Raw genomic sequence first — 19,234 nt, forward strand, 5'->3', positions numbered from 1 at the left:
ATTATCATTTCACCAAACCGACAGCTTGGTTCTAAAATCATTGTCATCTGTAATGTATTGGACTTTCTCGTACCCTAGATTCATCGCATTATAGTACAGATCCGCGAGCAGAATCTGATCTTTGCAATACATAGCGACATACACCGAATCAATGATAAGGAGTAAGAACTGACAATCGCTGCTTAGAAACTCCTCATACGTTCTGACGTCTATGATTTCGGAATTGAACGGAAATGCTTTGAGCCCTAGAAAGATCAAATAAACATTCGGATGTTCAATGATCTGCTGAAGCGTTGAGCCATCCATTCCGAAGTATTCCCGCGTAAAGAGGGGCTCCATTTCATTTTCCACAACACGGTAGGACTCTTCGCCGCCGACATACCAGTTGTATGCAGCAACAGGAAGGGGCGCGAGCATATACTTAAGGACGCTGCCATATTCATTGCGGATTACGAAGCTAATTCCTCGGCTCATACTGACCTCCTCCTGACGCGCTCTGGATAGCGAATGATAATTTCATATTGATGGAATGTGAAGAGTTATGCTAGAATGCAATTCCATGATTAGGAAGAACTAGCGTAACCCATTATATAGGTGGAGGTTATGAATGAAGCTGTTTCATTTCAGCAGTTCGAGTGATATTGAAGTGTTCCATCCGAGAGCTAAGGCGACTCGTGAAGACATGCCCCCGGTCGTATGGGCGATCGATGAGGAGCATCAGTTCACGTTTTATGTCCCACGAGATTGTCCGAGAATTATTTGCACGCGGTCAGAGGATCTATCCGAGGAAGATAACATTCGTTTCTTCGGCACCACGGCGTCAGACATCGTCATGACGGTTGAGACGGGCTGGTACGAGAGGATCGAGAAAGCTGCCTTGTACCGTTACGAGTTGCCTTCGGAATCATTCAGGCTTTTTGACAAGTATGCAGGTTACTACATCTCCGAGGAGATCATTACGCCGATCAAAATGGATGTCATCACCAATCCGCTTGATCTGCTCATTCAGCTCAACATCGATATTCGACTCACACCTAATCTTCATCCGCTTCGTAATGCCATCTTGAATTCCAGCCTAACAGACTTCGGAATACATCAGTTCGGTAATGCTGCACCAATGGAAGCAAGCACATGGTTGACTGAATAATAGTTTCCAAATCTTTATAAAAAGTTAACATGTGATACATAATGTCTGGAACGAATTCTCGACGTTAATGGATGTTAAGTGATATGATTAATGCTAATACACTATACGACTAGATCGTGCTGGAGGATAGCGGTATTGGTTATGAGTAATAATAATCTTTCTTTTGCAGAGAAAATTGGTCGGCGATTGAAGCAAGTTAGACTTAACAAAGGACTCTCCGCAGTTGAAGTGTGCAAACAACTCAATATCGGTACATCTTCAATGAGTAACTATGAACGCGGCGAGCGGATGCCCAGTTTAGAAATATTAATTAAAATCTCTGAATTGTATGAGATGTCTATAGATGAACTGTTAAGTGTGCGCAAATATGACAATGATGAAGATGCATGGCTTACGGATGTGAAATTTGCATCAGCTGTGAAGAAGAAAACGTTGATGAACATCTGGATCATACTCAACAAAATGGAAGGTGAGAACCCTGAGATCTGAAGACCAGATTAAACGAATGATCATTCAATTACAGCAGTTGCTGCCTAATTTACATAGTGAAGAGAACGCAAGAGAATTAGAAGCCGTCAAAGGCAAAATCGAGATTCTAGAGTGGGTTCTCGATGCACCGGTTGAGAAATACCACGTTTAGAAGCGATATAACAGCAAGTGCAGTTATGCAGATGGTTGGTTACTTCTTCAGTAGGCTAACGTCATATCCCAACCTCTGTATAACCTCAAGCCCATCTGGAAATGTAATTCTCTGTGCACCTGTCCAGCCATGGTCCAAGGCATACATAATAAATTGACGAACCAGCCGCGGATGCTGCAAATTTATTGTGTCCAAATGGCCTGATCCAAGTTCATTCAATGAAATGCCAACAAACAAAGGACTCCCTGCAATCGGATCATCCCATGTGTCGAATAGGAAGGAGCAGATGTTGTTCTTAAGTTCCTTAGGAGAGATGTTCAACGTAACATAACTCCTTCCTTGATGGTATTTCTGATTGATGACATAGACAAATTGTTGCTCTCGAACTGTGATATCTCTTGTCTTTCTCTTCAATTCGTTCCCCCCCGATTCCGACCATTCGATCTCCTTGTGGTTGTTAATGTCTAGCCTCTAGCCCGTTGAATAATCTCCGTTATAAAAGGATGCTTAGCGCTCGTATAAGTCGCTCTATCATGAGGATACTTGAGCGAAAGCTCTTTTTTTAATCGGTCATATTCCTTCAACGCCTCGGGATGCCCAATCAAATAGTCTCGAAACGCCAACTGGTTGTTCCATTCATCGCTGCCATAGACATATACATGCATGTGATGCGTTCCGGCTCTCCATTGACCTTTCCTGAAAAACCTCCGATTCGGAAACGCTTCATGGTATACATGCTCGTAACCAATCTGCGCCAGTGGTTCTATATAAGGCTCAACCTCGATTAATTCCCGTACACCGACCATGAAATCAATAACAGCTTTTGCTGTTAGCCCCGGAACAGAAGTGCTCCCAATGTGCTCAATGGCTATCGCTTTATCGGCCATGATCCTTTCAACTTTGTTTTTCTCATTTTGATACATCATTGGCCATTGTTCATTGTACGGTTCAATCTTAACGTTCTCCACAAGTACCTCCTAGTTGTCTAACTACTCTGAATGGGGAATTGTATCCCTTACAACGGTCCCTAAAAGAAGCAAGCGACTCTTGGCACAACGTACCTTGGAGTCGCTTGCAGTGTGGTGTATTTATCATTTATTTCAGACGGAGCGGGGAGACCCCCCCCTACTAGCCGCGTAGTTGAGTATCCTCAATAACTTACACCGCTAGGTGTTTCTCCCTATATTGCCCTGGCGTAATCCCCTCGGACTTGCGGAACGAACGGATAAAGTTCTGCGGGTTGTTATACTGCAGCTTAGCTGCGATATCTTTGATCGGCATGCTCGTCTCTGCAAGCCATTTCTTCGCCATATTGAGGCGGTACATCGCCAAGTATTCGCTGAACGAGTAGTTCGTTTCCTTGCGGAAGACGCCGCTCAGATAGTTGGCATTGTAGTGGAGCGTAGCCGCACATTGCTCGAGCGTCAGATCGGTGTCGTAGTAGCGGCGCACAAGCTCGATCATTTTCTCCGACAGATTATGATACTGCGTATTCTGGCGGTCATTCAGAATGCCGATGATCGGCTTGATGACCGTTGTCCAGAACCAGTCCTCGATTTCGGCCACGATATGCAGATCCAGCATCTCCTCGAACAGCGAATCGTTGCCTTGATGGATCGACTTCAAGCTAATGCCAGACTCCTGCATTACAATCAACAAATTATTGAGCAGGCGGCTCATCGGAATCTGATACTCTTGCGGTGGCAGCTCGATTGTGAAGATCGCCTTCATCAGCTGATTCAGCAGAGGCTTCGCTTTGTCCGGCTCCGTTAGCTTGATTGCATCAATAAGCTCATTCTCCAGATGGGTCGGATAGGTCAGGTTCAAATAATGCTTGCCCGAGCTAAAGCTTTCATACGGCACAATAATGCCCTCGCCCAAATGGATCCGATGTTTGAGCGCCTCCAGACCTTCACGATACGCGATTCCGATCGATGAGACCGAGTGGAAGGGGAGGCTGTGCCCGATACTGATGTTCAAGCTTAGAACAGTCGCAATATGCTCCTGCACGCGTACGGCAAGGTCATTCAAGCTGTCCTTGAACAGCTTCTGCTGGTCGGTTTCACTGCCGATGAGCGTTACGATCGTACCATCGATAAACACCGGATCAAGCCGATCTTCGACAGGGATGAGTTCTTGCAGCATATTGTGAACAGCGAACTGCAGAAGCTCCATATCGCTCTTCTTGTACCTCGTACCGTCTATGGAGTCGATCTGTACATTCATGACGACCATCGTCTTCCACTTGGACAACTGGTGTCCATAACCGAATCGGATGAGCCGATCCGCCACTTCGCTTTGTTTGATCGCTCCTTGATAGGCCCGCATCAGATCAAATAGCTTCACCTGTTGAAGATGCTGATTCGCCTCGTCCTGCAGCCGTTCATTCGATTGGAACAGATGCTGCATTTGCTCGCCGATGACTTGGAATTCATTCGCGCGGCGGCCGGAAGCCACTTCATTCGAACGCATCCGCAGCTGTGACAGCAACCGCTCAATTGGCGAATACATGCGGCGGGAGCTGAGCCATGCGACAATGATCGAGATAATGAGCATGATGAAGCAGACCGTTGCCGTGTACATGCCGATTTTGTTCGATTCGCTAGTTAAGCTGGCTATTGAAGTCGCAGACAAGTACGTCCAGTTATTCAGATCCGAACGATGATACGTGATGGCGAAATTGCTGCCGTTCAGCATCATTCGAAGCTGACCGTCAGTCGCGCTCCAAGCGCCAAAATCGGCTAAGCCTGCATCTGCAGCGGGGTGTCCGATCAGCTTGGCGTCTGGATGCAGAAGCAGCAGGCCTTTGCTGTCGATGATGATAATGCTGTCTGACTCATCTGTCTTATCGTCCAGCTGCACCATCTGCTGCAAGCTGCACACAGGGATGTTGGCAATCGCAGCGCCATAATGCTCGAGGCCGGCAGAAGGCCATTTCTTAATCAGACTGATGCTGTAATCGCATGACGCCATATTCGTATTCTCTTCGCTGTAGAACCAAGTAGTAGGCGTTAACATCCAATCGGTATTGTCGCTGCTGTGAATGATGCCTGACAGCTCGGCGTAATGCTGGTATTGCTCGAACGGATATAGTCCGGAGTTTTTCACCATCCAGTTATAGCGCTCGTTCATGAGAATGACGTCTTCGACCTTCGTGTCGAACGATTGCATGTAACGAATTTCATTCTGAAGATCGTTATATAGCGCAAAATCATTCTCCGTCATCTTCTGTTTCATCGCCTTCTGGAAGACGGTGGAATGTATCACCTGATTTAGTGTCTGGTTGACAGTCATTAGCTTTTGCTCTACATTGGAGTTGATTTGACGAATGAGCTGCTGTTTGCCGCGATTAACGTGTGACTGTATTTCATTCGATGATGTGAAGTAGGAGAAGATGCCAATGAATAATACCGGTAACGTACTTAATAAAAAGCCGTATATCGTCAGCTTGCTTAGAAAAGTAAGCGATTTCATGTTCATCAGCACCTTGTCTGAAAAGTGGTCATCTAAGAGGACTTATCATGATCAATTTGTGAACGACATTAATAAAATTATGCCAGCATTTGTCTCCATGGACAAGGGGGAATTAGGACGAATCGGATGGATTCGCAAGAATCAGGCCATGAAGAGGGCAGTGCTTACCGCCTGCTCCGCTAGTCTCTTTCTAGTATCGGCGGGCTGTGCACTGGGTCAAGGAAATGCGAAAACGGCATCTGCCGCCGAGGATCGCCCGACGATTTCGATCATGGCGCCGCTCCATTTTCCAAGTCCTCCGAGCAATGAAATCATCAAACGCATCGAGCAACAGACCAATGCCAACGTTGAGATTACTTGGGTGCCTGACGGTGTCTATTCGGACAAAATGGCTGCGGCGCTCACGACGAACTCGTTGAAGAAAGCGACTTTCGTGAAGTACACGGACTTTATCTACATGTCAGATACGATGCGTTCCGGCGTATTCTGGGATATCGGACCTTACTTGGATGAATTCGAGAACCTGCGACATCTAGACCATAATATCATGAAACAGGCTTCTGTAGATGGCCATATCTATGGACTATATACCGAACGGCCATCTTCGCGGCAGGGTATTATCATTCGGCAGGATTGGCTTGAGAAACTTCAGCTCAAGCCTCCGACCACGATTGATGAGCTGTACGAAGTCATTCGCCAATTCACGTATAATGATCCAGACGGCAATGGCGTGCAGGATACAGTCGGTTTAGCGGACCGAAACGATCTAGTATACGGCGCGTTCAAGACATTAGGCTCATACTTCGGCACACCAAACAACTGGCAGCTGGACAATGGGAAGTTCATAGCCGATTTCGAGACACAAGCTTATATCGACACGATGGACTTTATGGGCAAACTGTACGCGGAGAAGCTTATCAATTCTGATTTTGCCGTAACGAGTAAAGATATTCAGCGGAACCTGCTTATTACAGGCAAGGCTGGCGTGTACATCGGCAGCATGTCCGATGCGCAGCGCTTGTCGACGGAGGCAGTCACCGTCAATCCCAAAGCGACCTTCACACTCGTGAATCGATTAGAGGGACCGCAGGGTTACAGGATATGGTCAATCCCCAATTACAACGGACTTTACTTGTTCTCGAAGAAAGCGGTTAAGACAGAAGAAGAGCTGCGCGAGATGCTTGCGTTCTTCGACCGATCGATGGAGAGAGATGTTGCCAATATGATGCTGTATGGACTCGAAGGCCGCCACTATGAGGAGAGAAGCGGCATGGCGTATTTGCCTGAGGCAACAAGCGAGCTGAGGATTAGCGAAGTTAACGCGCTGTATACGCTGATGATTGCAGATCTTAGCAATCCGAATGTAATGAAGGCTGCACAGAAGGAGCCATTGACTGAATTAGCAGACCGGCTTGTTGCGGATAACGAGAAATTTCTAGTGAAAGATCCTTCCGTTAGCCTGCATTCCAAAACTTACGATGAGCATGGACAAGAGCTGAACAATATTATTACGGAGGCGACTTACAACTATATGCTTGGTCAGATCGACCTAGATCGCTTTAAGAATGAGGTGGACAAATGGAAACGCAGCGGCGGGACGAAGGTCATCGAGGAGCTGCAGGACCAATATGAGAGCATGCAATAAGATTCTGAAGAAGCCCCGTTGTGCGTATGCACAGCGGGGCTTTTCGCATTCATCATGAATAGCCACTAGCCGATTCATGCAAATTACAGCGATGCTCATTAGCTCACAATCCGCGCCGTTATAGGCTTTATGAGCTAATGATTGTTTCGGTAATGATAGTCGTCCTATATCGTAGAGCTTGCAACCAACCACAAACAAAATCGGAGGTCTTAGCACAATGACTAGAAAATCATTGTCCATTCTGATGACCGCCATGCTGTCGATCAGCGTATTCATGACAGCATGTTCGAGCAAATCAGAGGAGAAGCAAAGTGAAGAGACGCAAGGTTCGAAGACGACCGAAACGACACAGACTGAGCAAGCAGACACGCCGAAATCAGAAGAACCATTCCCAATTACGATCATGCTGCCGCTGAACATTGCGGAGACGCCGCCGGATGACATTAAGAAAGAAGTAGAAAAGCTGACGAACACCAAATTAACGTATCAGTTCTTCCCAGCTGATACATACGAAGAGAAGCTGACGGCAACGTTCGCAACGGGCTCGCTGCCGCAAGTCACTTATTTGAAGAACCAAGCGACGTTCATGTCAATGAAGGAAGCGATCAAGGATGGTCAGTTCTGGGAGATCGGACCGCTGCTTAGCGAATTCCCGAACTTGAACAAGCTGAAGCCGGAAATTCTTAATAACACGAAGGTTGACGGCAAGCTTTACTCGCTGTACATCGGACGTCCGCTTGCCCGTCAAGGCATCATTTATCGTAAGGACTGGGCAGACGCACTTGGTCTGAAAGCGCCAGAGACTACAGAAGATCTGTACAACATGATGAAGGCGTTTACGGAAGGCGATCCAGACAAGAACGGCAAGAACGATACGATTGGTCTGGCTGATCGTAATGACCTGGTTTATGGCGCATTCAAGACGATCGCTTCCTGGTTCGGGACACCTAACAACTGGGGTGATAAGGATGGCCAGCTGCTGCCGGAGTTCATGTTCCCGCAATATATCGAGTCGATGGATTATATGAAGAAAATTCGCAATGAGAAGCTCATGAATCAAGACTTCCTCGCAACGAGTAAGACGGACCAGACAAGTCTGTTCACAAGCGGCAAAGCTGGCGTATATATCGGCAGCATGCAGGATGTCGACTCGCTCAACAAAGATTTGATCAAGAACGTTCCTACAGCTGTCGTTGATACAGCAGCACTGATCAAAGGACCTGAAGGACAGCAATCGACTTGGGCGATTCCTGGTTATAACAACGTAGTTCTGTTCCCGAAATCGGCTGTTAAAGACGAAGCAGAGCTGAAGAAGATTCTTGCTTACTTCGACAAAATGATGACGCCGGAAGTTGCAAACGTCATGTACTGGGGTATTGAAGGCGTTCACTACAGCGTTGTAGACGGCAAAGCGAAAGTCTCCGATGACAAAGAGAAGGTTGAACGCGAGGTTAAAGGCTACAAGGACAGCGTAATAGGCGAGCCTGAGACGAACGGCATGTACGATCCGCTTAACACGCTGCCAGCCCGTATTCATGCGGATTCGGAACTGATTCCGGCCAATGAGAAAATCGCAATTGCTGACCCGACGGCAGCGCTTGATTCGGCTACGTTCGCAGAGAAAGGCGCTCAGCTGCAAGAGATTATGACAGATGCAACTTATAAGTATATGTATGGCCAGATCGACCAAGCAGGCTTCGAGAAAGCCATCGAGAACTGGAAGAGCCGCGGCGGTCAAGCCATGATCGACGAGTATAATGTTTCCAACAAATAATGCGCAAGCAGTACATGCTAAATGAGGTTGAAGTTCGGTGGGCTGTTCGGCTTCGGGCAGCCCCCATTCCAAGAATTAACGTCAGAGGGGGATCAGCATGGACCAAGTCGTAGAGATGCCAGAGATGAAGCCGATGCCTCGCCGCGATAGAGCGCTAGCCAAGCGTATATGGCGGAACAAGTGGCTGTATATCATGATTTCGCCGGGTGTCTTGTACTTTCTTATTTTCAAATACTTTCCGATGTTCGGCCTCATTATCGCTTTCGAGGACTATAAGCCGTATCCCGGCAAAGGGATAACAGGCAGCGAATGGGTTGGGCTAAAGCATTTCCACAGATTGTTTACGGAGCCTGATTTTCTGAACATTTTGGGCAATACGCTCACTCTGTTTGCTCTTAATCTTGTCTTCTTCTTCCCGATACCGATCCTTCTATCCCTAATGTTGAATGAGGTTCGCTTGTCGGTATTTAAGCGGACATTCCAGACGCTTGTGTATTTGCCTCACTTCATGTCGTGGGTCATTATCGTGTCCATCAGCTTCGTCATGCTGACGATGGATGGCGGCATTATCAACTCCTTGCTCGAATACTTCGGGTTCAACAAAATCAACTTCCTGCTGAGTCCCGACTGGTTCCGCCCGGTCTATATCCTTCAGGTCATATGGCGTGAAGCCGGATGGGGGACGATTATTTATTTGGCAGCAATCGCATCTATCGATCCGCAGCTGTATGAGGCGGCGCGCATGGACGGTGCCGGACGGCTTCGCCAAATGTGGCATGTAACGCTTCCATCGATCCGCAGTGTTATCGTCGTGCTGCTTATTCTCAAGATTGGCGATGTGCTGGAACTTGGCTTTGAACATGTCTATCTGCTGCTCAATTCGATGAACCGAGACGTGGCAGAGATCATTGATACGTATGTGTATACGGCTGGTCTGCGGCAAGGGCAATTCAGTTACAGTGCGGCAATTGGGTTGTTCAAATCCGTTATCGGACTTGTGCTCGTTCTATTCGCGAATCGCCTGGCGAAACGAATGGGCGAAGAAGGCATCTATTGATCGTAATTATGCTTGAGGAGGCAACCATCATGGTGGAAGATCGGACGTTCGGTAACCGAATGTTCACTGCGATCAACTATTTGCTGCTCACCGTGATCGCGCTTGTGACGATATTACCTTTCGTTCATATCGTGGCAGGCTCGTTCACAACGAATGCGGAGCTTGCTGCGAAGCGATTCGTTCTTATTCCAACGCAGTGGAGCTTTGATGCTTATACGTTTATTTTCTCAACCAATACAATTATGCGGGCAATGGCTGTATCAGTTGGCGTGACGTTATTCGGTACGCTATTCAGTATGCTGCTAACCTCTCTTATGGCTTACGGCCTTGCACGTCGGGATCTCGACGGCCGTCGTTTTCTTAACTTGTTCGTCGTCATTACGATGTTGTTCCACGGCGGACTGATTCCAACCTTTATCGTTGTCAAAAATCTAGGACTCATCAACAGCTACGCTTCGTTAGTCCTGCCAGCGGCGATCAGCGCATTCAATATGATCATTCTTCGCAGCTTCTTCCAGAACATTCCGGATGGCCTTGAAGAGTCGGCCCGTATTGATGGCTGCAGCGATTTCGGAACGTTGTTCCGAATCGTACTGCCACTGTCGATGCCAGCGCTGGCTACGATATCGCTCTTCTATGCGGTGACGTACTGGAACACCTACTCGAATGCGATCTTCTATCTATCGGACAGCGACAAATGGCCGATCCAAGTGCTGCTGCGGCAGATTGTCGTACTCGCAAGCGGCTTCGAATCCGATGCGAGTCTGGACAGCACCGTACCGCCGCCGGATCAAGCGGTGAAGATGGCGGTAATCGTCGTGTCGACGCTGCCGATTCTGATCGTCTACCCGTTCTTGCAGAAACATTTTGCGAAAGGTGCTCTGGTAGGTTCAATCAAAGGTTAAGAAGAGATGGAGAGGAACTTCTATGACTAGACCAAATGAGATGAGACCGCTTGCTTGGGCAGCGACGGCTTGTGATTCGATCATAAGTCGTTATGCACCAATCGAGCTGCCGCCGGCACATCGCTGGCACTATCATCAAGGCGTCTTTCTATGCGGCATGGACATGCTCGCGAAGGCCGTTTCGGATGATCGATATACACGATACATACAAGGTTATGTCGATGAACTGGTAGATGCGAATGGCAATTTGTATTTCGCACGCGATGAGCTGGATGCCATTCAAGCAGGTCTGCTTTTATTTGATCTGGATGCACGGGTTGGCGGAGGGGGCAAATATAGAACCGCCGCCGGCAAGCTGCGACGTTTGTTTGATACGCTGAACCGTAACTCGGAAGGCGGCTTCTGGCATAAAGATAAATATCCATATCAGATGTGGCTGGATGGACTCTATATGGGCGGGGTATTCGCACTGAAGTATGCGAATGCGTACGGTGACCATGAACTGCGCGATATGGTGCTTCATCAGGAGCGGTTGATGCGCCGCTTTATGTCGGATGAGCGAACGGGGCTGCTGTTCCACGCATGGGACGAGTCTCGGCGCATGTCATGGGCAGATGCTGACACTGGCTGCTCGCCTGAGCTGTGGGGCCGTTCACTCGGCTGGTACGGCCTTGCGTTATCGCAATTCATCGATTGCTTGCCGGAAGGACATGCTGGACGTACAGAGCTGTCGCAAGCACTCGCCCGCTTCGTCCATTCGATTATTCAATTTCAAGATCCGAATAGCGGACTCTGGTTCCAGGTCATCGATAAAGGCCATCTGCATGACAATTGGCTGGAAACATCCTGCTCCTGCCTGTTTATCTATGCGATCAGCCGAGCAGTTAAGCTCGGTATCGTACCAGACAGCTATGCTGCAGCAGCTGTTAAGGGCTATTATGGTTTGTTTGATTTCGTCAAGAAGGATGAGAATGGGCGCTTCATCTTGTCTGGCATCTGCATCGGCACCTCTGCTGGAGACTACAACAATTATGTAACGCGTCCGACGAGCGAGAATGATCTTCACGGTGTGGGCGCCTTCGTCATGGCTTGCGTTGAGGTGGAATCGCTCGTATAATGAAGCCATAATTGAATTGGAACGTGATGGGAAAGAATCCCGGTATATGGCGCATGCATGTGCGTTCTATGCCGGGATTTTTCTCGTCCATCGGGGAGGTTAAGGGATGGAGTTGGATTATTCGACAATGCAGATGCAGGCGGGCAGTCATCCACTCGAAGCAGGCATGATGATAGGGGGTCGTTATCGAATCGCAGGTGTCATCGGGCAGGGTGGAATGGGGGTTGTATATGCGGCGGAAGATACTCGGCTGCAGGGCAAGCTTCGTGCAGTGAAAGCAGCTGGCCGTTATGGATCCGATTACGACATTTGTGCAGAAGAGGCGCGTATGTTAATGAGGCTAAGCCATCCGAACGTGCCGCAGATCGTTGACTATTACCCTCCGGACGAAACCGGGATCGAATATGTAGTCATGGACTATGTCCACGGAGAGACGGTTATCCAGCGACTAAGTCGGTATCAAGGGCGAATGCCCGTTGATGAAATCGTCTCGATCGGTTTACAACTATGCGATGCGCTGTCGTATCTCCATGAGCAGACTCCGCAAATCATTCATCGCGACTTGAAGCCATCCAATGTCATGATTGATAAGAGCGGACATGTGAGGTTAATCGATTTTGGCATCGCACGCTTCTATAAAGAAGGGGTGCAATCCGATACCGTCTTGTTAGGCACGCCTGGTTTCGCCGCACCAGAACAGGAGGGTGGCAGCCAGAGTGATGCACGTACAGACGTTTATGGGCTGGGTGCACTGCTGTATTTTCTTCTAAGCGGTGGCCGCACTTATGCGGTTGGAAATACGAGACTGTTCGAATCAGCGGAGCTGGCGATCGACGTTCCGCCTTCATTAGCAGCAGCGGTTCACCGGATGGTGCTTGCGAATCCATCGATGCGTTTCGCATCGATGCGGCAAGTGGAGGAGGCGCTTATGGATGCGCGGCCGATTGGCCGATCCATTAATCGGATGCTTGGCGGGCGTCATGTTAGCGACAGGTTACCAAACTTGACCGTCATACTGTCGGCTGCTCCAGGCGCTGGTGCTACTTTCGTGACGATGACGCTCGCCAGATTACTAGCAAACGGGGGATATTCAGTGTCCGCTATCGAGTCGTCAGGTCAAACGCCAGAATGGCATGCGTGGCTGAACGGATCTCGCGCTGACGGCACGATGAATCCAGCGCCAGACGGGGTCTTTTATCGATTCGAGCAACCTCGAATCGACTGGTATTGCCAATCTCCGGATCGGCCGCCAATCCATGCGGATGAGGAAGCTTCGTTTCGACTGCTCGTTGAGCAAGCCTCGAACATTCGCAAGTCTCTGCTTGATCTGTCGTCGGGCTGGCATGAGAGAAGCGGACTTGGATGGCTGAATAGAGCTTCTACTATTATTGTTGTTGCTGATCCGAATCCGGCCAAATGGTCAGCAGTTCGAATGCGGCAGTTGTTTGATGAGCTTGCTGCGGCGCGTGGGGATGGGGCGAAGGTGCTGTGGATAGCGAATAAGGATATCAAGTTTCCGCAGCGATCGGAATGGCTGTCGATGTTTCCTGAACAGCCCGCGGCTTCAATGCCATTCATCCCGCATGAAGAGTGGATGAAGCTGCTGTGGGATGGACGATGGGTAACGGATGTCCCAGCTTATCGGCGTACGTTGATCTCGTCATTCCAACAGGTGATTCGTGTCGTAATCGGCGAGAAATGACAGCATCTGCGGCATTTGGTCATCCACAACGTTGCTTCGATATGGTACAATAAGTCCGGCGCGTTCATGCTTTGAGGCGCGATTTATAATCACATTAGATGAAGAAACGGAGTTTAATACATGAGTTTATTGACTGTCGAAGATTTGTCCCATAATTTTGGAGATCGGACGCTATTCAAGAATGTGTCCTTCCGGCTGCTTGCTGGAGAACATGTCGGACTTGTCGGAGCGAATGGTACGGGCAAATCGACAATGATGAATATTCTAACGGGATCGCTTCTGAAAGATAGCGGCCGTGTGGAGTGGACGCCGAAGGTCCGCTACGGGTACTTGGATCAGCACACGAAGCTGACACCTGGCAAGACGATTCGCGACGTGCTGAAGGATGCGTTCCTTCCGCTGCTCGAGCTTGAGAATGAGCTGAATGACATTGCTGGTCAGATGGCTGATGCTGATCCCGATACATTGGAGCAGCTGCTCGAGCGTATGGGCGAAATTCAAGAAGCGCTTGATATCGGCGACTTCTACATGTTGGACGTGAAGGTCGAAGAGATGGCGAATGGTCTCGGCCTCAATGCGATTGGTCTGGAACGCGACGTTGCTGCGCTTAGCGGTGGTCAGCGGACGAAAGTGTTGCTGGCGAAGCTGCTGCTTGAGAAGCCGACAGTTCTATTGCTCGACGAGCCTACCAACTACTTGGACGAAGAGCATATTACTTGGCTGACGAACTATCTGCAGAACTATCCATATGCATTCATGCTTATTTCCCATGAAACGAGCTTCATGAATGCGGTGGTTGACATTGTTTATCACCTGGAATTTGCACGGTTGACGCGCTATACCGGCAACTATGAGAAATTCCTCCAAATGGCGGATATTAATAAAAACCAGCATATTGATGCTTACGAGAAGCAGCAGGAGTTTATTAAGAAACAGGAGGACTTTATTCAGCGCAATAAAGCCCGCTATTCGACATCCGGCCGTGCGAAGTCCCGCGAGAAGCAATTGGACCGCATTGAACGTATCGATAAACCGGAAGAAGCACAGAAGCCGACGTTCGGCTTCAAGGAAGCTCGTACGAGCGGTAAGACGGTCTTCGAGGCAAAAGGTCTGTCGATCGGCTACGATCGTCCGCTGCTGCCGAAGATGGATGTTCTGATCGAACGCGGCGACAAGGTCGCAATCGTTGGCTGCAACGGCGTTGGTAAGTCGACGTTGCTGAAGACGATTCTCGGCGTAATCGAACCGCTCGAAGGCAAGACGTACCGTGGAGACTTCTTGCATCCGGCTTATTTTGCCCAAGAAGCGAAAGCACCAGGCATTACGCCGCTTGATGATGTCTGGAACGAGTTCTCGAGCTTGAACCAGCACGAAGTACGTGCTGCACTGGCGCGCTGCGGACTGAAGAACGAGCATATTACACGTTCGCTCAATCAGCTTAGCGGTGGCGAGCAGGCGAAGGTTCGCCTGTGCAAGCTGATGATGCGCGAGAGCAACTGGATTCTGTTCGACGAACCTACTAACCACTTGGACGTTGTGGCGAAGGAAGAACTGAAGCGTGCATTGAAGGAATTCAAAGGCACCGTCATCCTCGTTTCCCACGAACCTGACTTCTACGAAGATTGGGTTACGAAAACTTGGGATGTCGAATCGTGGTCGCTTCAGCCACATTAAGTGAGAGTTCAAAAAGTCGGGTTTTCAGCACCGAGAAGATTGCGAGAACCTGAAGGAGGAGAAACGGAGTGTAGGCAATACCTACATGAGTACCGGACTTCGAAGGTGAACGCAAGCTTCGACGCCGAATAGGCTTCCTGATTCACTTCGTGATCAAAAGACGACTTTTTGAACAACCTCATTAAGGCATACTAGCTGTATATTGCGCGATAAACCTCAGAGACAAGGTGAAACGGCTGTCGCCGTTATTTAGACGGCACAGTACGTTTCATTCCAGAGCGTGAGTATATGTTCTAAACTTTATACTCATCTTGGATGAGAGGGCAGGTGAAGCTTACTTGAATGAACGAATTCTAGTGATTGAAGATGAGGAAGGCATATCACGTGTCCTTCAGCTGGAGCTGGAGCATGAGAGCTACACGGTTGGCGTAGCTGCTGATGGCCGTACCGGACTCGAAATGGCGCAAACCGGCAATTGGGATTTGGTGCTGCTCGACGTGATGCTTCCCGGATTGAATGGGATTGAGGTGCTCCGGCGTCTGAGGCAGGGGGGGAACACGGTTCCCGTCATCCTGCTGACGGCAAGGGATACCGTTCCCGATAAGGTAAGCGGCTTCGAGCACGGCGCAAGTGACTATGTCACGAAACCGTTCGCGATGGAGGAGTTGCTTGCACGCGTCCGGAATATCCTTCGCATATTCGCACAACACTCGAAGGAGGTCGAAGGGTCCGATCTTATTAAGGTCGGCGACCTGACCATTGAGCTCCGTACCCGGAAGGTGTTCCGCAAGGAGCTGGCTGTCGACCTGACGCCGCGTGAATTCGAGTTGCTCGTTTACTTGGCGGAGCATAAGAATGAAGAAAAGTCGCGCGAAGATATTTTGTCCGAAGTATGGGGCTATGATTTCATTGGCGAGACTAACCTGGTGGACGTGTACATCCGATACTTGCGGCAGAAGATCGATAAAGGCTTCCGCTATAAGCTCATCCATACCGTTCGCGGTGTAGGCTATATGCTGAAGGAGCCGAATGGATGACGCTTCGCAAACGATATACGTTATTCACGATTTTCTGGATTATCTTCATCCTGCTGCTGTTCAACATCTTCGTGTATTTGTTCGTTATTAACATTACGACGCGGAGCGAGGAGCAGTCGCTGACCGACAAGGTGAAACTACTGCTGGAGAATACCCATCCGCAGCAGTTGGCGACCTATAAGAACCCCGGACTGCTGAACGATTTCTATAACGTGAACGAGCTTATCCGCATCGTTTCTCCAACGGGCGAGATTTGGAGTGAAGAAGGCTCGGACAAGGAATTGCTGAATCAGCCGGCGGTTTACTACCGCTCACATGATTCGGGTCTAATGACGCTTGGCGGCAAAAGAGTGCTGTACATGCGCGTTCCGCTATACGAGGGGCCGATTCAGGTTGCGAGTCTAGAAATCATGCGCAAGATGAATACGCTCGATACGTACTTGCAAATTCTCGTCGTTGCGCTCGCGGTCACAAGTGCTGGCGCTATATTGTTCGCGATATTCGGTACCTATTGGTTCACCTCGCGGCTCACCTCTCCGATCCAGCAGATGGTATCGACGATGCGTGAGATTGACCGAAGCGGTAAGCTTCGCAAAATCGAATCGAAACCCGAAGACGATTCGGCCGAGATGCAGCAGTTGGTGCGCGCCTTCAACCAGATGATTGAGCGGCTCGACAGGACTTTCGCCCGCCAGAAGCAGTTCGTAGCAGACGCTTCGCATGAGCTGAAGACACCGCTCACGGTTATCGGAAGCTATGCAGGAATGCTGAAGCGCTGGGGCAGGGATGATGCTGCAGTCCGTGATGAAGCGATTGAATCGATTGCGCGTGAAGTAGAGCGGCTGCAGAACTTGACGAAGTCGATGCTGACGCTTGCCGATGCAGAGCAGGAAGATTGGCTGAACATGGAGTCATTCGACCTTGTGCCCATTGTGGACGAGCTGTCCGAGATGATGCATGTGACCTTCAGCCGAACGGTAAGGGTGAACGCAGCAAGCGGCAGTGTGTACTTGAAGGGCGATCGGGATAAGATTCGTCAGTTGTTCGTCATTCTGATCGATAATGCGATCAAATATAGTAAAGACACGATTGACGTTACCGTTAGCTCGGTGAAGCAGACGGTCCGTGTATACGTGACGGATAAAGGGATTGGCATTCCAGAGAATGAGATTCCTTATTTATTCGAGCGGTTCTACCGCGTTGATGGTGCACGAAGCCGTGCGACAGGTGGCGTGGGCCTTGGCTTGTCGATTGCGAAACGCATTGTCGATCTGCACGAAGGGCAGATTGATGTGATGAGTAAGCCAGGACACGGGACAACGATCATGCTGCAATTCCCGCAGCGCAAAGGGTAAATCCGTTAATGTGTTGGTGGGATGGAGGCTCTGCTTGCCTATTCGGATGTGACGGAATGGGCGGGCAGAGTCTTTTTGTATGTGAATGTTATACCAAAGGTTAGGGTTATGTTGCGAAGCAGGGATCATTCGATAGGTGCGTTGAATGGGCGGATATACAAAAACAGCAAACCACCGACCTGCATGTTATTGCATGGAGCGTGTTTGCTGTTCCTGCTGTGTGGGGAGCGCGTTATTACTTAATAACGCGGCGCGCTGTGATATAGTTTTTCGACCAATAGGTCGAATCGATGTTTGAGATCGTAACACCGGAGCTTGTAGCGGCGTGCAAAATTTTGTTGTTGCCGGCGTAGATTGCTACGTGTGCCACAGTCGAGCTGCTGTCGGAGCTGAAGAAGACGAGATCGCCCATGCTTAGATAGCTCTTCGCTACCTTCGTACCAAGTGTTGACTGTTCCTTCGACGTACGAGGAAGCTCGATACCGTTCTCCTTGAATATGTACTGTGTAAATGAGGAGCAGTCGAATGCAGATGTGACATTGCTTGGAGCGCCGAAACGGTATGGGATGCCGAGATACGATTTGCCGGTTGTTAATACTTCTTCTGCTTTAGGCGTTGCCGCTGATGCTTGACCTGTGAATCCTAAGCCGAGCGAGGCTAAGCCGATGGTTGCACCCAGCATGACGCTGACGATAGTCTTCATCCATGGTTTCTTGATGTTCATGTTGTCCCTCCATCGTTAGACTAAGCTTTTGCTGGATTTACTATAACACAGCTGTGATCTCCTAACGTTTTCCACGGAGCGTGGGAAGCGGGGCGGTACAACGGTTTTCGTCGTTTTATGAAAGTTCAGTGAGAAAATTCTCATGTTCATATGAGCATAATGAGAGCCAATGAGAGGAGATTCGCGCATGACAAGGTTGACTTTTCGCGGAACAGGTGATTCCATGGGCGTCCCTCGTGTTTACTGCGATTGTAAGGTTTGCGAGGAGGCCCGTATCACCGGCGAGAATCGGAGATTACGCTCAGCTCTTCAGATCGAAGATGATGAACTGGGCCAAATGTGGATCGACTGCGGACCGGATTGGGGACGGCAGATGGAAGCTGCAGGCGTCCGTGCGCCAGAGCGGATGCTAATAACGCATGCGCATTTTGATCACATCGGCGGATTGGTTGAATGGGCGGATGCATGCCGTTGGCTGGAGCGGAGGGGAGAAGCCTATTCACCGGAAGAGGTTATTCTAGAGATCAACAGTCGGTTCCCGTGGCTGAACCGACAGATCCATTTTGCAAAGGCTGATGATGATTTAACGTTTGGGGGTTGGAAGGTTCGTGCGTGGAAGGTATGTCATGGTAAGAATGGTTACTCCTATGCTTATCGATTCGACCACGACGAGACAGGCCGGGCATGGGCCTATTGCTCGGATGCGATTGCTCTGAAGGATGTTGAGCTTCAACCGCTTTATGGTTTGGATCTGTTGATTCTCGGAACAAGCTTCTATGAAGAGCCCTATCCGTTCGATACTCGATCGGTATATGATGTGAAGGAAGCGCTCGAATTGCTCAAGGAGCTAAGGCCGAAGCGTACCGTGTTTACGCATATGTCGCATGATCTGGATCTCCGACGTGATTATGGTTTGCCTGATGATGTACAGTTCGCGCGAACGGGTATGAGTATTGATATTTAATGCCTTAAATTAATAACGT

General features: G+C 49.3%; 18 protein-coding genes. 13 read left to right on the forward strand and 5 right to left on the reverse strand.

Going from position 1 to position 19,234, the window contains the following annotated elements:
• Window positions 1-9 precede the first annotated feature (9 nt).
• A complete protein-coding gene (locus H8B09_RS09325; RefSeq protein ID WP_191203231.1) occupies window positions 10-474 on the reverse strand; it encodes a DUF2691 family protein in 465 nt (154 codons plus the stop codon).
• Between the two features lie 133 nt (window positions 475-607).
• On the opposite strand from H8B09_RS09325, the gene H8B09_RS09330 reads away from it, so the two are divergent.
• From H8B09_RS09330 to H8B09_RS30865, 3 genes are all read left to right on the forward strand, one after another.
• Window positions 608-1,147 (forward strand): DUF6886 family protein, encoded by a 540-nt coding sequence (locus H8B09_RS09330; RefSeq protein ID WP_191203232.1) that lies wholly within the window; start codon window positions 608-610, stop codon window positions 1,145-1,147.
• 141 nt (window positions 1,148-1,288) lie between these two features.
• Window positions 1,289-1,636 (forward strand): helix-turn-helix domain-containing protein, encoded by a 348-nt coding sequence (locus H8B09_RS09335; RefSeq protein ID WP_224753512.1) that lies wholly within the window; start codon window positions 1,289-1,291, stop codon window positions 1,634-1,636.
• A gap of 16 nt (window positions 1,637-1,652) precedes the next feature.
• Window positions 1,653-1,787 carry a hypothetical protein gene (locus tag H8B09_RS30865; protein ID WP_263576127.1) on the forward strand — a complete coding sequence of 45 codons (135 nt, stop codon included), beginning with the start codon at window positions 1,653-1,655 and terminating at the stop codon, window positions 1,785-1,787.
• 39 nt (window positions 1,788-1,826) lie between these two features.
• Here the strand turns inward: H8B09_RS30865 and H8B09_RS09340 are convergent, their stop codons facing one another.
• From H8B09_RS09340 to H8B09_RS09350, 3 genes are all read right to left on the reverse strand, one after another.
• The gene (locus H8B09_RS09340; RefSeq protein ID WP_224753426.1) at window positions 1,827-2,201 is read right to left on the reverse strand and encodes a hypothetical protein; all 375 of its coding nucleotides are present in this window, start codon (window positions 2,199-2,201) and stop codon (window positions 1,827-1,829) included.
• A gap of 50 nt (window positions 2,202-2,251) precedes the next feature.
• Window positions 2,252-2,755: a GrpB family protein gene (locus tag H8B09_RS09345; protein ID WP_318152568.1), complete on the reverse strand. Its 504-nt coding sequence runs from the start codon at window positions 2,753-2,755 to the stop codon at window positions 2,252-2,254.
• Between the two features lie 190 nt (window positions 2,756-2,945).
• Window positions 2,946-5,261, reverse strand: a complete 2,316-nt coding sequence (locus H8B09_RS09350; protein WP_191203235.1) for an AraC family transcriptional regulator — start codon at window positions 5,259-5,261, stop codon at window positions 2,946-2,948.
• On the opposite strand from H8B09_RS09350, the gene H8B09_RS09355 reads away from it, so the two are divergent.
• The 9 genes from H8B09_RS09355 to H8B09_RS09395 all read left to right on the forward strand — a co-directional run bounded on the left by H8B09_RS09355 (window position 5,188) and on the right by H8B09_RS09395 (window position 17,527).
• Window positions 5,188-6,906: an extracellular solute-binding protein gene (locus tag H8B09_RS09355; protein ID WP_224753427.1), complete on the forward strand. Its 1,719-nt coding sequence runs from the start codon at window positions 5,188-5,190 to the stop codon at window positions 6,904-6,906. The two genes, H8B09_RS09350 and H8B09_RS09355, sit on opposite strands and share 74 nt — an antisense overlap.
• Before the next feature lie 217 nt (window positions 6,907-7,123).
• Window positions 7,124-8,680: an extracellular solute-binding protein gene (locus H8B09_RS09360; protein ID WP_191203236.1), complete on the forward strand. Its 1,557-nt coding sequence runs from the start codon at window positions 7,124-7,126 to the stop codon at window positions 8,678-8,680.
• A gap of 97 nt (window positions 8,681-8,777) precedes the next feature.
• Window positions 8,778-9,737: an ABC transporter permease gene (locus H8B09_RS09365; protein WP_191203237.1), complete on the forward strand. Its 960-nt coding sequence runs from the start codon at window positions 8,778-8,780 to the stop codon at window positions 9,735-9,737.
• 29 nt (window positions 9,738-9,766) lie between these two features.
• Window positions 9,767-10,642 (forward strand): carbohydrate ABC transporter permease, encoded by an 876-nt coding sequence (locus H8B09_RS09370; protein WP_191203238.1) that lies wholly within the window; start codon window positions 9,767-9,769, stop codon window positions 10,640-10,642.
• Between the two features lie 22 nt (window positions 10,643-10,664).
• Complete coding sequence (locus H8B09_RS09375) at window positions 10,665-11,759, forward strand: glycoside hydrolase family 88/105 protein (RefSeq protein ID WP_191203239.1); 1,095 nt, start codon at window positions 10,665-10,667, stop codon at window positions 11,757-11,759.
• A gap of 106 nt (window positions 11,760-11,865) precedes the next feature.
• Window positions 11,866-13,461, forward strand: coding sequence for a serine/threonine-protein kinase (locus H8B09_RS09380; RefSeq protein ID WP_191203240.1), 1,596 nt, complete (start codon window positions 11,866-11,868; stop codon window positions 13,459-13,461).
• A 120-nt stretch (window positions 13,462-13,581) separates the two neighbouring features.
• Complete coding sequence (locus H8B09_RS09385; protein WP_191203241.1) at window positions 13,582-15,135, forward strand: ABC-F family ATP-binding cassette domain-containing protein; 1,554 nt, start codon at window positions 13,582-13,584, stop codon at window positions 15,133-15,135.
• Between the two features lie 338 nt (window positions 15,136-15,473).
• A complete protein-coding gene (locus H8B09_RS09390) occupies window positions 15,474-16,172 on the forward strand; it encodes a response regulator transcription factor (protein WP_191203242.1) in 699 nt (232 codons plus the stop codon).
• Entirely contained in the window at window positions 16,169-17,527 is a 1,359-nt protein-coding gene (locus tag H8B09_RS09395) for a HAMP domain-containing sensor histidine kinase (RefSeq protein ID WP_191203243.1), read from the forward strand. Before H8B09_RS09390 ends, H8B09_RS09395 begins: the two co-directional genes overlap by 4 nt.
• Before the next feature lie 235 nt (window positions 17,528-17,762).
• Here H8B09_RS09395 and H8B09_RS09400 read toward each other — a convergent pair whose 3' ends face one another.
• The gene (locus tag H8B09_RS09400; protein ID WP_191203244.1) at window positions 17,763-18,251 is read right to left on the reverse strand and encodes a C40 family peptidase; all 489 of its coding nucleotides are present in this window, start codon (window positions 18,249-18,251) and stop codon (window positions 17,763-17,765) included.
• Between the two features lie 187 nt (window positions 18,252-18,438).
• On the opposite strand from H8B09_RS09400, the gene H8B09_RS09405 reads away from it, so the two are divergent.
• A complete protein-coding gene (locus H8B09_RS09405) occupies window positions 18,439-19,215 on the forward strand; it encodes an MBL fold metallo-hydrolase (RefSeq protein WP_191203245.1) in 777 nt (258 codons plus the stop codon).
• Window positions 19,216-19,234 lie beyond the last annotated feature (19 nt).

The sequence above is a fragment of the Paenibacillus terricola genome (assembly GCF_014779765.1).
Lineage (GTDB): Bacteria > Bacillota > Bacilli > Paenibacillales > Paenibacillaceae > Paenibacillus_T > Paenibacillus_T terricola.

Excerpts from the sequence above, each read along its gene's own strand:
- H8B09_RS09365 (WP_191203237.1), top strand. The coding sequence starts at position 8,778 with ATGGACCAAGTCGTAGAGATGCCAGAGATGAAGCCGATGCCTCGCCGC.
- H8B09_RS09385 (WP_191203241.1), top strand. The coding sequence starts at position 13,582 with ATGAGTTTATTGACTGTCGAAGATTTGTCCCATAATTTTGGAGATCGG.
- H8B09_RS09380 (WP_191203240.1), top strand. The coding sequence starts at position 11,866 with ATGGAGTTGGATTATTCGACAATGCAGATGCAGGCGGGCAGTCATCCA.
- H8B09_RS09335 (WP_224753512.1), top strand. The coding sequence starts at position 1,289 with ATGAGTAATAATAATCTTTCTTTTGCAGAGAAAATTGGTCGGCGATTG.
- H8B09_RS09405 (WP_191203245.1), top strand. The coding sequence starts at position 18,439 with ATGACAAGGTTGACTTTTCGCGGAACAGGTGATTCCATGGGCGTCCCT.
- H8B09_RS09350 (WP_191203235.1), bottom strand. The coding sequence starts at position 5,261 with ATGAAATCGCTTACTTTTCTAAGCAAGCTGACGATATACGGCTTTTTA.
- H8B09_RS09400 (WP_191203244.1), bottom strand. The coding sequence starts at position 18,251 with ATGAACATCAAGAAACCATGGATGAAGACTATCGTCAGCGTCATGCTG.
- H8B09_RS09395 (WP_191203243.1), top strand. The coding sequence starts at position 16,169 with ATGACGCTTCGCAAACGATATACGTTATTCACGATTTTCTGGATTATC.
- H8B09_RS09375 (WP_191203239.1), top strand. The coding sequence starts at position 10,665 with ATGACTAGACCAAATGAGATGAGACCGCTTGCTTGGGCAGCGACGGCT.
- H8B09_RS09325 (WP_191203231.1), bottom strand. The coding sequence starts at position 474 with ATGAGCCGAGGAATTAGCTTCGTAATCCGCAATGAATATGGCAGCGTC.
- H8B09_RS09330 (WP_191203232.1), top strand. The coding sequence starts at position 608 with ATGAAGCTGTTTCATTTCAGCAGTTCGAGTGATATTGAAGTGTTCCAT.
- H8B09_RS09355 (WP_224753427.1), top strand. The coding sequence starts at position 5,188 with ATGAATAATACCGGTAACGTACTTAATAAAAAGCCGTATATCGTCAGC.
- H8B09_RS30865 (WP_263576127.1), top strand. The coding sequence starts at position 1,653 with ATGATCATTCAATTACAGCAGTTGCTGCCTAATTTACATAGTGAAGAG.
- H8B09_RS09360 (WP_191203236.1), top strand. The coding sequence starts at position 7,124 with ATGACTAGAAAATCATTGTCCATTCTGATGACCGCCATGCTGTCGATC.
- H8B09_RS09370 (WP_191203238.1), top strand. The coding sequence starts at position 9,767 with ATGGTGGAAGATCGGACGTTCGGTAACCGAATGTTCACTGCGATCAAC.